The sequence below is a fragment of the Thiosulfatimonas sediminis genome (genome assembly GCF_011398355.1).
Lineage (GTDB): Bacteria > Pseudomonadota > Gammaproteobacteria > Thiomicrospirales > Thiomicrospiraceae > Thiomicrorhabdus > Thiomicrorhabdus sediminis_A.
In genome coordinates, this window is sequence record NZ_AP021889.1 from 78,538 (window position 1) to 90,769 (window position 12,232).

10 protein-coding genes are annotated in these 12,232 nt (G+C 44.4%); 3 read left to right on the forward strand and 7 right to left on the reverse strand.

Annotated elements, in window-relative coordinates; genetic code table 11:
* Position 1 precedes the first annotated feature (1 nt).
* The 5 genes from HRR27_RS00350 to HRR27_RS00370 all read right to left on the reverse strand — a co-directional run bounded on the left by HRR27_RS00350 (position 2) and on the right by HRR27_RS00370 (position 5,316).
* Positions 2 to 1,024, reverse strand: a complete 1,023-nt coding sequence (locus HRR27_RS00350; RefSeq protein WP_173269197.1) for a hypothetical protein — start codon at positions 1,022 to 1,024, stop codon at positions 2 to 4.
* Between the two features lie 226 nt (positions 1,025 to 1,250).
* Complete coding sequence (locus tag HRR27_RS00355) at positions 1,251 to 1,943, reverse strand: ABC transporter ATP-binding protein (RefSeq protein WP_173269200.1); 693 nt, start codon at positions 1,941 to 1,943, stop codon at positions 1,251 to 1,253.
* A 2-nt stretch (positions 1,944 to 1,945) separates the two neighbouring features.
* Positions 1,946 to 3,196: an ABC transporter permease gene (locus HRR27_RS00360; RefSeq protein ID WP_173269202.1), complete on the reverse strand. Its 1,251-nt coding sequence runs from the start codon at positions 3,194 to 3,196 to the stop codon at positions 1,946 to 1,948.
* A gap of 12 nt (positions 3,197 to 3,208) precedes the next feature.
* A complete protein-coding gene (locus tag HRR27_RS00365) occupies positions 3,209 to 4,480 on the reverse strand; it encodes an ABC transporter permease (protein ID WP_173269204.1) in 1,272 nt (423 codons plus the stop codon).
* Positions 4,477 to 5,316, reverse strand: coding sequence for an outer membrane lipoprotein-sorting protein (locus HRR27_RS00370; RefSeq protein ID WP_173269206.1), 840 nt, complete (start codon positions 5,314 to 5,316; stop codon positions 4,477 to 4,479). Before HRR27_RS00370 ends, HRR27_RS00365 begins: the two co-directional genes overlap by 4 nt.
* Before the next feature lie 266 nt (positions 5,317 to 5,582).
* Between HRR27_RS00370 and HRR27_RS12900 the strand changes: the two genes are divergently transcribed.
* Both HRR27_RS12900 and HRR27_RS00380 read left to right on the forward strand, forming a co-directional pair.
* Entirely contained in the window at positions 5,583 to 5,867 is a 285-nt protein-coding gene (locus HRR27_RS12900) for a (2Fe-2S)-binding protein (protein WP_279585869.1), read from the forward strand.
* A gap of 117 nt (positions 5,868 to 5,984) precedes the next feature.
* Positions 5,985 to 8,030, forward strand: coding sequence for a M3 family metallopeptidase (locus HRR27_RS00380; RefSeq protein ID WP_173269210.1), 2,046 nt, complete (start codon positions 5,985 to 5,987; stop codon positions 8,028 to 8,030).
* A 90-nt stretch (positions 8,031 to 8,120) separates the two neighbouring features.
* Here the strand turns inward: HRR27_RS00380 and HRR27_RS00385 are convergent, their stop codons facing one another.
* Together HRR27_RS00385 and HRR27_RS00390 are read right to left on the reverse strand one after the other, a co-directional pair.
* The gene (locus HRR27_RS00385; protein WP_173269212.1) at positions 8,121 to 9,638 is read right to left on the reverse strand and encodes an ArnT family glycosyltransferase; all 1,518 of its coding nucleotides are present in this window, start codon (positions 9,636 to 9,638) and stop codon (positions 8,121 to 8,123) included.
* Between the two features lie 198 nt (positions 9,639 to 9,836).
* Positions 9,837 to 11,405 (reverse strand): ArnT family glycosyltransferase, encoded by a 1,569-nt coding sequence (locus HRR27_RS00390; RefSeq protein ID WP_173269214.1) that lies wholly within the window; start codon positions 11,403 to 11,405, stop codon positions 9,837 to 9,839.
* A 183-nt stretch (positions 11,406 to 11,588) separates the two neighbouring features.
* Between HRR27_RS00390 and HRR27_RS00395 the strand changes: the two genes are divergently transcribed.
* Positions 11,589 to 12,230, forward strand: a complete 642-nt coding sequence (locus HRR27_RS00395; protein ID WP_173269216.1) for a gluconate 2-dehydrogenase subunit 3 family protein — start codon at positions 11,589 to 11,591, stop codon at positions 12,228 to 12,230.
* Positions 12,231 to 12,232: the final 2 nt, after the last annotated feature.

Here is a 12,232-nt window from a genome sequence, read left to right on the forward strand (position 1 = left end):
TTCAATAACTAAAATAATGTTGCCATTGCAGCGCCACAGAGCCGGAATTGTTTTGACGATTGGGTGAGGTGGCGCTTTGTAAACCCATAAATTCGCTTCCCCTCTGCCCAAAAGGTTGTTGCCAGCTCAGTAACCACTGGTCGTTATCGCTTACCGAGTAGATGAGTTCCAAAGCGAGCAATTGGCTTTTATCTTGCCAATTAGAAATCAAGGTGGCGTTGATGTTTAGCAGTGGGTAGATTTCTGCGCTGGCGCCGATGGCACTGTAATAGCGATGGGTGCTAAATAATTTACCGGCGGCTTGTAAATCCACTAAGCGAGAAGGCAGATTGTCGGCCATTGTGTGCGTCAGTGCGCTGCCATAACCGTTGTAAAACAGTTCGCCAAAAAGCACTGTTTGGCGATCGAAAATCGATAGGCTGTTTTGCCAATTGAGCAACGCACTAAGTGTATTTTTTCGGTAAGTTTGATCGTAACTCCACAATAAATCCAAATTCCATAAACCGTAGTCGCTGTTCTCGGTCAGCTGCCAGCCAAACAATTGTTCCTGTTCATCTTTAAGCAATAACCATTGAAAATCACGATTACTGTTTGGCGAAAAGTGATACCACTTGATTCCAAAACTGCTTGCGTCATAGGTGACTTTTTCGTTGAAAGTCGCCCGTTTTGGAAGGATAAACCAGCTGAGTTGATCGTCATTCCGCAGGCTCTTTTGTCCGCTTAGCATATCCACACCAGGTTTATAGCTCTTATCAATTTGATTGGGTGCAAATGGATTGATGCGATCAAGAGGATTAAACACCAAACCGTTGCCCCAGCTTAGCGCCTGTCGGCCAAAAGTAATCGTATCATTGCGATGACGGAAAGTGGCATTTAAGCGATCGATGCGCTGTTGGCTAAAGTCTGTACTGGAATCGGCGAGTGTTTGGCTGAGGCGCAATAGCGCAAAACGATCTGGATTGCTTTGGTTCAGTTGGCTCGCATTAAGATTGGAGCTTCGAATGCCGCTGAGTTGATAATCCATAGCGAAAGTCCATGCTTGCCAATTTTGTTGCCGTTTAAGGCGTAAGTCGTAATCACTGCCTCTAAAATCTGAATTTTGTTGCCCGTCTTGCGAAAAAATTGCGCTTTTAAAGTGTCCTTCAAGCGCATAACTTGTTATTGGTAACCCAATGAGAAAGGGGGGTAATAAAAAACCGCTCAAAACGCTTAATTTTAGGAATTTTCGATGTCTATCGATGGAAAAAGGTTTAATCGGCGGAATCATGCAGTATTTTTCCATCAGCGAGTTCAATTTTGCGTTCTGCTTTTTCAATTACTTGTGGGTCATGGCTAGAGATAACAAAAGTGCTGCCAAGGTCGCGATTAAGTTGATGCATTAAGTTCATCAGTTGTTCGGAATTTTTTGAATCTAAATTGGCGGTAGGCTCGTCTGCCAAGATAATTTTCGGCTGGGCGACAATCGCTCGAGCGATGGCAACCCGTTGTTGTTGGCCGCCGGACAGTTCGGCAGGGCGGCGGTGCATTAAGTTTTGTAATCCGACTTGTTGCAATATATATTCGCTTTTGTTGATTGCATCGCGATTGGATAATCCTTGCATTTGCAAAATGAAAGAGACGTTTTCTAAAGCGCTGAACACTGGCACCAGATTGTAAGATTGAAAAATAAAGCCGATTTTATGTAAGCGTAAATCGGTTAATTGGTCATCGCTGTAATGACTAAGCGGATGTTTATCGAGAAAAACTTCGCCGCTACTTGGTCGATCCAAGCCGCCAATTAAATTCAACAGAGTGGTTTTGCCAGAACCCGAAGCGCCATATAGGCAGATAAACTCACCGGCGTATACCTGCAAATCGACTTGGTCAATGGCTTTAATTACGCTGTCGCCGTCGGCAAATGCTTTGCAGACGCTTTGGCACTCAATTACCGTCGGATGAAACATACTCAGATCCTTTGATTACTCTGTTGCAGATTTTTGAAACGTGTTGCACGCCAAATCGGTAGTGCTGCAAATAAGCTAAGTGCAACGATTAATTGTCCGGTATTGTTTAGCCATAGCCCATAGTCGTAGCCTAAAAACAGCTGATGGCTAATACCAATCCAAGCGGTGCCTTCAGCCAGAAAACTTAGATTGATACCGTTGCTTAGCAGGCTGACTAAGGCGAACATAAAGCCCCAACTAAAGAGCGCGCTGAGCAGCAAAATGGCCAGCAATTCGAGCAATAATAAACGCCGTAATTGGCTTGGTTTTAAGCCAAGGATAAACAGTCGTTGCAGTTCGGTGCGGCGTTCATAAAGTGACATATACAGCGTGTTAAGCAGAGCAAACAGCATCAATACGCCAATCATTGCCAACCAGACCCAATTAAAGCTGTCCATCATGCTAATCGAGGCAAATGCATAGGGTTGTAAATCCCGCCAACTGATGATTTTTTGTTCAGAAAATTGAGACTTCAGTGTTTCGATTTGCGGGATAAAATCCTCGCCTAGCTTGGCGTGCGATAGGCTCAGTTTTTTTGGATTTTTCAGTGCGATTTGGTTGACTTGGTTGTCGACCGCTAGCCATTTTTGCGCGGTACTTAATGGCATAAATACCATCGTCTTTTCGATGTTTGGATCACTGTGCCGAAAGCTGGCGCTGATGCGTAATCCGATCTCGGCTAATTTGCCGTCTTTGCCTTGAGTCAGCACGACCAGTTTACGCCCAACGGCACTATTTATGCGTTCTAACAAAGCTTGTCCGACAATGATTTGATAAGGTTTTTGTGGATCGTTGAAGTGTTTGATGGGGTCTTGTAGTGCGTTTCCAATAAACGATAGGGTAGCTTCTTGCTGTAAATCGACGGCTAATAAATTGACGCCTAGACTCTCGTATTCGCTTTTTACAATGGCGGGTAAGTTCAAACGTCCTGCCCAAAATAACGTGCTCTCTTGTAAGGCGATTTGTTGGGTTTTTGACAAAATAAAGCGTTGTTGTAAATCAGGGTTTTGGGTAAAGTCGGTAGTCTGAATTTGCCACTCTGCGCCAAGATTGTTCAATGCATTATCCAACATGGCGTTTGCCCATGAAAGCATCAATGAATTAAAAAACAAAATGGCTGTTAGGCCTAAAAAGCTAACGCTAAGCAAGATACCACTGCGTTTGGGATAACGCCAAAGATTGCGCCAAGCGAAAAGCAGAATAGGCCATTTCATTCGTTCAAATCCTCATAACTGTCGGCTGGTTAAAGGTTTGATGGTCGCTATTTTAAAATGCAACAGCAGCACCATTAACAGCCAAGCAATCCCAAAGACCAAAGGTACAAAAGCTAAGCTAATCACACTCAGTTGGGGGTAGAGCGTGCCGCTTAAACCAAACTGTGCGAACAGTTCTTCCATACCAGAGAAGGTGATTCCAGCGTGCATAAAGTAGAGGCTAATCGCCACACCAGCGATCCAGCCGAGTGCTAAACCAAGGGTAATTAATAACAATATTTCTAGGCTAAGCATTGCGCTAATTTGCCGTGGTTGCATGCCCAAAGCATGGAGTAGAGCAAATTCATTATGGCGTTCAAGCACACTCATATATAAGGTGTTTAGCACAATCAAAACCACAATCAGCAGCAGGGCGCTGTACCATAAAAAAGCGCTGGCGATGTCCATTTGAATGCTTTGATATAAACCGGGTTGCAGGTCTTTCCAATCACGCCAACGCAAATTTTGTGGATAGGCATCTTGTTCTAATTGGCTAAAAAGTGCGTCGGCAAGCTTGTCCATTTGTGCTAGTTTTGGCGTTTTTAAAACCAGCTGTTGTACTTGATTTGGGTAGGCAAATAATGCTTGGAAATCACTTAAACGAATTTGTGCCAATTGATTGTTGAAGGCATTGATTGGCAGATCAAAAGTGCCAACTAAGGTAAACAGTTCTACCGCCAAACTGCCGTTGGCATCTTCCCCCAATAGTTGCAATTGGTCGCCGATAGTAAGCTCTAATTTTGCTGCTAATTGTTTGCCTAACACAATTGGCATGGCCTGATTCGGATCAGCAAAATACGAGCCTTGGCTGATATTTTGACTTAGGCTTGAAAGAGTTTTTTCACTTTCGGGTTGTATGCCCATGATTTGCACCGCGTGGTTCTGGGTGTCTTTAAGATTGCTTAAAATCGCAAAGTTTTGCGCGCGAAAACCGTAGCCACTCAGCGCGCTTTGTTGCTGCAAAATGGTTGGCCAATTTTTGCCAATCTGAAAGCCGTTGTGAAGGTTAGGGCGCTCAGAAAATTGTGGGTTTTGCACTTGGGCAAAACCACTGATGAGGCTTAAATTCTGTTCTTTCATGCTGGCATAGGTGCCAAATTGAAAGCTCAGCATAAAGACTAAGCTCATCGTGGTCACAGCAATCGCGCTAAGCGTTAGCCATGAACGCGTTTTGTGACGCCACAGATTGCGCCATGCAAACTGCCGTATGCTGCGGTAAATAAATTTTTGCGCGCGCGCGCTCATTCAAGCGGCTCCAGATCATCGCTTCTTTCAAGTTGCCAAGAGCGTGGCGAACGTAAACTTCCTAGGCTAAACAGCGATTCTGGTATAGCAACATCAAACCAAATTTTATCGGTATGAACCTCGGTCCATTCATCGGTTTTGTTAAAGTCTTGCATCCGCATAATAGTCGGATAAGCGCCGATTTTACTGTTGCGGATTTCCAAAGTCTGCAGTGCGCGCAGGGGCGTCATTTGCTGATCAAAAAAGATTTCTTTGAGTAAAACGCCATCTTCACGTATCCACAACTCTTCTTTTCCCCAAACCACTGGCGCACTCTCTTTGGGATGCAATTCAAGTTGGTAAACGCTTAATTCAGGATTAAAAGTGTCAGTATGGCGGGCGATAATTTGCGGGTTATAGTCGCGTAAAATTTGATCGCTTTTGGCGAGGTCGTTATAAGAGAAATCTGACCCCATCCACGATTGGCTGAGCATCGAATTTGGCAGCTTGCTGATGCGTTGGAGTTTAGGTGTGAATAGCCAGATTTGATTGTCGATTTTTAGAATGGCGTTGCCTGAATCTTTGGGCGGATAGGTGAAACGCATTAGCGAATTGCTCATGCCTTGCGTCCAACCTTCTATTTGCAGTTTACGCTGCCACGCTGGTCTTTGGATTAGCATGGTTAATTGACTATAGGCACTTTTGCCCCGCCATCTTTCTAGCGCGAGAGTAATTAAGGCAGCGGCTGTTGGTTGAGTTGCTGCGGTTGGTTCAGTGTTTTGTTCCGTTTTTTGCTGTGCTTGTATCGTACCTGAGGCAAGGCTTAGCATAAGCAAGATAGAAAAAAACCAAGGCATCTAAAACCTCACAAATTCTTTATATTGATGTTTCACTATACCGAAGTTATTGGCGTTTCACGTGAAACAAATCAAGTACTGAGTGGATTCTTCTATCCCTTAAGCCATTTGGACTTATCCTGCCATTTTTTAAGATAGGGTATGGTTTTAGCATTGTCGTTAAGGTGTTTCACGTGGAACATCATCTTGATTGCGCGCCTTAGCGGAGCATCTTTTGCTTAAGTGATGGGTAGCCGATAAAATGGCTTTTGGTTTTTAAATTTGCTGTGGTTATCTTGGAAAAAGACATTAGAAATCGTTGGCACGAAGAGTGGCAGAAAAATCCAAAACGGAATTTATGCGTTTGTTATGACGTCCCAAAAGAGGAGGTGATGCGAGCGATTGAGAATGGTGCGGATACTTTTGAAAAAGTCAGTGCCAAGACGTATGCTTGTCAGGGGGCAGGTTGTTGCGAGCGTTTGATTTATCGGCTGCTGGAGTTTCATCAAACCGCGCAAACTGAAGATTCAGACGAGGTCGTGTTGACATCAGAACGAAACAATCGTGCTTGAAAATCGGTTTTACGACCATAGCTATATTCATACAGATTTAAAAGATAAATACAATAATAAAACTACCACTTCAGTTGCGCGATTCGGTTCGGGCCTTAATCTTTGAGAGATAAATTAATGAGTAATCCTTTTTTCGAACTAGATGGTTTTCCCAAATTTGACCAGTATGAAGTCGAGCACATTGCGCCAGCAATGGAGCAATTATTGGCGCAGAGTCGTGCGCAAATTGAGCGTTTAGTGGCAGAGCCTGCAGCACCGACTTGGCAAAACTTTATTGAACCAATGGAGCAAATTGATAACACCTTTGAGCGTGTTTGGGGGCCGATGGGGCATCTTGATGCGGTCAAAAACTCTGATGAGTGGCATGAGGCTTATAGCCAATGTATTCCGAAAGTAACCGCCTACAGCACTGAGGTTGGTCAAAATGCCGGGCTCTATGAAAAGTTTAATCAATTGGCTCAGAGTGATGAATATCAAAGCTACTCTTTGGCGCAACAGAAAGTGATTATTAATGCGCTACGAAACTTTCGTTTAAGTGGCATCGCTTTGCCACCTGCTGAGCAGAAAAAGTTTAAAGAATATTCCGAAAAGTTGTCACAGTTAAGTAGTCAGTTTGGCAATAACGTATTAAAAGCGACGCAGAGCTGGTCAAAAACTATTACGGATGAAAAAGACTTGGCTGGTTTACCGGAGTCGGCAATGGGTCTATTGGCGCAGTTGGCACAGCAAAAAGAGCAGCCAGAAGGTACTTGGTGTGTGACCTTGGATTTTCCATCCTATTTGGCAGTAATGACTCATGCGGATAATCGCGAATTGCGTGCGCAAGTTTATCGCGCTTTTAGCACTCGTGCTTCTGACCAAGCGGACAAAACCGAATTTGATAACAGTTCAATTATTGAAGAAATCCGTGCACTGCGTCATAAAAAAGCGCAGTTGTTAGGGTTTGCCAATTATGCGGAGCTGTCCTTGGAGACCAAAATGGCAGAAAACACCGAGCAGGTTTTGGGTTTTTTACGGGATTTAGCAAAAAAATCCAAGCCACAGGCAGAGCGTGAATTAGCCGCTTTGCAGCAGTTTGCTGCCGAGCATTTGGGTATGGAAAAATTGGAGCCTTGGGATATTACGTATGTTTCTGAGAAATTCAAGAATGCGACTTTATCGCTATCACAAGAAAACTTACGACCTTATTTTCCAGTCGAGAAAGCGTTGAGTGGCTTATTTACGATTATTCACAAGTTGTTCGGCATTTCGTTGCGCGAAAAACAAGGCGTGCCAACTTGGCATTCTGATGTGCGTTTTTTTGAGTTGCTGGACGATAAGCAAAGTGTGGTTGGTCATTTTTATTTAGATCTGTATGCACGTGAAAACAAACGCGGTGGCGCTTGGATGGACTCGGCAATTACCCGTTGGCAAACTTCCTCAGGCAAATTGCAAACCCCTGTCGCGTATCTAGTATGCAATTTCACCCCTCCGGTAGGGGATAAACCGGCGTGTTTAACCCATGATGAACTGACAACGCTGTTTCATGAATTTGGCCATGGTATCCATCATCTGCTGACTAAAATGATTCATTTGGATATTTCTGGTATCAGCGGTGTGCCTTGGGATGCGGTTGAGTTGCCATCGCAATTTATGGAAAACTTCTGTTGGGAACGCGAGAGTTTGGATCTGCTTTCTGGGCATATTGAAACCGATGAAAAACTACCGCAAGCGTTGTTTAGTGCTTTGCAAGCCAGTCGAGGTTTTCAATCTGCGATGACGATGTTGCGTCAGATAGAATTTGCGTTGGCCGATTTTGAATTGCATGCGTTTTATCAGCCCGATGAGGTTGAGGCTTTAAGTGCTTTGAGTCAGCGCATTCGTGCGGAAGTTGCGGTGATTATGCCGCCGGAATATAACCGTTTTATGCATAGCTTTAGTCATATTTTTGCAGGCGGTTATGCTGCAGGATATTTCAGCTATAAGTGGGCGGAAGTGCTTTCAGCGGATGCGTTTAGTTTGTTTGAAGAACAGGGGATTTTGAATGCCGACACCGGCGCGAAATTCCGCAATACGATTTTGGCGGCAGGTGGTTCGATTGATCCAATGTTGCTGTTTAAACAGTTCCGTGGGCGTGAACCACAGATTGACGCACTGCTTAGACACAGTGGAATTGCAGCCTAAGTAATCAGAGACTTGTTCTGCATTTTCTTAATGTGCTGCCGCTCTAAAAAAACCGTATTTTCAACAACGAAAAATACGGTTTTTATCGTTCTAGCGTGGATTTAATTCGCGCTGATAACAGTTTTCATACCCTTGAAAATCATGCAGTCGATAGACATATATGCTTCTCTCAAGCGTCGCATAGGTTTGATGTGAAACTTTTCCTAAATCTTCAATCGAGCCAAAACAGCCACGTAAATCTTTTGGCTTTTCAGCAATGAAAATAAACGCGTTTTTGGTTGAATTAGCCAAATTCCACAAAAGCTCATATTGATCACTGATATGTTCGTCTGGATTAAAACTGCGCACCTCTAAGCCGTTGGTGGTCTCGAAGTCACTAAGGTAGTAGTGAGCATAAGAGAGTAATTTACGCGACTCACTCACCCAGACAAATTTTTCCGGTTGCGGTACGAGAGTGGTCAGTTTTTCAGTCACTTCCCGCCAACCCGTTACTCGATGATAAGGATCGTTTTTTTTGCTGGCTTCAACGCCTACGGCACTCAGTATTGGTTGATAAAAGTAAAAGAGTGTCATCAAGAGAATGTTTATGCCAAGCAACCATTTAAATACATGTTTAAGGCCGTGGTGCACGACAACATAGGCAACCAATAGACTGCCGCTGACATAAGTTGCGGCAGCCCAGTTGACGTGTGCACGAGCTAAGAGTGCTTGCAAACTGATGACCCCTAAAATGGCGAAGGCGGCAAACATCAACAAACGATGGTTTGCGCTTTCTGGTTTTTTCATTAAAACGCGCAGGAATAGCCAAAAAGCGATTGGCCCGAAAACGAAAAATTGTCCGGCGATAAATTCCAGTAGTTTATCGGGATTGAATAAGCCGCGATCGAGATGGGATATTTCCGATGTATGTTGCAGGCTAATAAAATCATGCTGATAATTCCACAGAATATTGGGTAAAAAGACCAGTGCTGCGGTGCTGGCGGCAATCCAAATACCGGGTTGCCAAAGTTGCTGACGATGGGTTTTAGAGGACAGTAAAAACAGCAAGATTGCGACTGCTAATGCGCCCATTGTGTATTTCGATAAAAGCCCGAAACCGCCAGCGATACCAAGCAGAATCCACCAGCCTAATTTTTGGCTTTGCAGCGCTATGAACGCAAGCCAAAGAGTGATTGCCCAAAAGAGTAGTAATGGTGCGTCAGTGGTGATAAACAGGCTATTAAAACTGACTAAAGGTGAGCTATAAAAAATCAGAGCGGCATACCAGCCTGTGCAGTTATCAAACAAACGGCGACCTAAATCGTAAATCACCAAGGCGGTGGCAAAGTACAGCAAAGCGGCGCCGATTTTAACGGCCCATTCAGGGGTATGGCCAAAAAATTGAGTGGTGGCGATAATGATCCAAGCGACCATCGGAGGTTTAGAATAGTAACCCCAGTCAGGATTTTGTGCCCAAAAATGGTAGTAGGCTTCATCGTAAAAAAGCGCTAAATCGCCATTAATAAGTTGCAGTAAGCGCAACGCAAGTAGCACAATCAGCACCCAGAAAAGTGGATGCGGTGCAATCCTCTCAGAGGCCTTGCACACGATTGAATTTTGTTTAGACATAGCTTCTCTCTTGGTAAGGGGGAACCCTAGTGGATGAATGGGGCAACCTCTGTTTCGCGATCCAAAGTAAGCGAAACCCATCGAAAAATGCTCTGCAATAACTCTTTTTCGGAAATTGCGAGAGCTTTTACAAACTCTTAAACGGTCTGTTTTTGTCTAAAAAAGCATAGATTTTATATTTTTTATTATGATTATTTTTTAATGCACTTGCATTTCTACCAGCAAAATACCACCTTCTTGAAAGACAACTTGGCTGTTAAATTGCGGATAAGTTTGTTGTAAGTGTTCTAGTTGATCAATTCGGGTAAACACTAAGTTACCCGCTTGCGGCCTATCGCGCGGAGTGATTTTCTGGCGATAGACGCTGAAACTTGGCATTTTAATGCCGAACGTCACCACTTTTTTATCACTGTGTTGGGTGGCGTAAGCAGCCGCATTTTTGACTGGTTGCTGCTGCAAATCCGCAGCAACTTCAATCACAAAATGGAAAACAAAAATTGTTTGTGCTAGGCCGATCACAATTAGGCGATTAGCGACCGGCCAATTTTTTTGCAAAATAACACCTACAGCAACAATCAACAATGCGCCGGCGGCGACATAGTAATCCCAACTAAAAACAGTTTGGTATTGTGCTAAAAGCGCTTTTTCGTAAGCGCGGTGGGTATTTTCTACTGCAATCGCGATAATCCAAGGCAGTGCCGCTAAAAGGATTAAAAAGGCAAAAGCTAACCATAAGTGCCATCTTGCCACCGCCAGTTTTTCACGGTTAGCGGCAAACACGAGGATTAACCCAGTAACGCCATACATGACATAATGCGGTAGCTGGGTTTGCGAGTAGGAAACCAGCGCAAAGACAACGGCAAACCAGATAAGCAGATAGCGGTTCAGGTCATCTTTGAGTAGGCTTTTAGCGTGTCGAATCGCGGAAAAAAGAAGACCGCTAAAGGGCATAATAATCAGCGGTAACACAAGAAAATAGTAAAAATAATTGCCGCCATGTCCTTCGCGCGTATCACTGAATCGCTGCAGGTTATGATCTAGTATAAAGCCTTTGAAGAAGTCGATTCCTTGGTCCTGATATACCAAATACAGCCAAGGTGAAACGGTCAGTGCCAGTACGAGCCAACCGAGTGGATTAAAAATTGCGCTTAACCACAATCGCCATTGGCCGCCCCAGATAAAGAAGATGGCGCTGCTTAAGAATGGAATGGCAATTGCCACCGGCCCTTTAGTTAGAAGTCCGAGCGCCATCCAAAAATAGACACGGAGCAATAAAGTTTGGTTTGGATTTTGCCGATAGCGCCACATATCGAATAAGGTCAGAGCGATAAATAAGTTTAGCCAAGCATCGGCAATGGCTGCGCGGCCGATGCCAGCCACCCAAAGCGTGGTTGCCATAAATAGGGCGGCGTAGATGCCGGTAGTTGGGTTCCATTGTTGTTTAGCGAACTGATATGTTGCCAATACCCATAGCGTAGCAGCGACTGCCGATGGCAAACGGAAAGCAAATTCATTAATCCCAAAAGTGCTGACCGATAAGGCTTGCATCCAGTAGCTAAAAATTGGTTTGTCGAAACGTGGCACGCCATCCAGATAAGTAGCGGCAAAGTTACCGCTTGCGAGCATTTCGCGCGTGGCTTCCGAGAAAGCGCCTTCGTCTAAATCAAACAGCGGCACGCCCCAAAGATTGGCGTAAAAAGCGAAAAACAGGGTAAGGGCAATCATCCCGTAAGAGAGAATCCCATTTTCGGTTGATAGATTTCTCATTATTGAAACTCGTGAAGATTTATTTGAGATTGCGAACATCGTTTAGTGGCTGCATTATACTGAATACTGGTTTATTTAGGCTTTTAAAGCAGCCCCAAAACAGGCTTTCTACTCATCCATTTTCGGTTACTTAGCGTAGTCGTATTGTTCAAGTTTATTTCAGCAGCTTATTGGAGCGGTTTTATGGAAATTTCCCCTTTTGCACAGGCTCGAGAAACCGCTCTCAGCGATCAGCATGTGGGAACCTTGGCGATAAGTCGCCGCGGTTTTTTAGCGTTGTTGGCGACCTTACCAATAAGTGGTTACGCGGTGCAAAGCCAAGCAACTCAGCGCATCGGTTTAGAAGAGCCTTGGTTAAGTGTTGATGCGGTACAAAAGCAATTGTTTGCTGATTCTGTCAATTGGGTGAGTGCTGAACAACTGAATGCCTTAGAGTATTTGCAACAGAAAATGCAGCGTCCTTTGGCGAATCAAGAAGATTATGTATTTTTGCAAAAAGGCGTTGGTTGGTTGAATGATTTTGCACGCAGTCAGCATAATGCGGTTTTTGTCGAATTGCCCGCCAGCCACAAAGCCATGTTATTGCAGCGCATTGCGCAAAGCCAAGCAGGTGAAAATTGGTTGGCGATGTTGGTGGATAATCTGATTGAGGCATTATTAAGCGATCCGGTGTACGGTGGAAATCCGAACGGTATCGGTTGGAAAGCAATGGGGCAGACGCCCGGTTATCCATTACCGCAAGCGCCAGAACGTTACTTCGAACTCGGCTACCAGCGCCGTCAACGTGATTATCAACAACGCATAACACAAACCACGAAGGGGTAGTT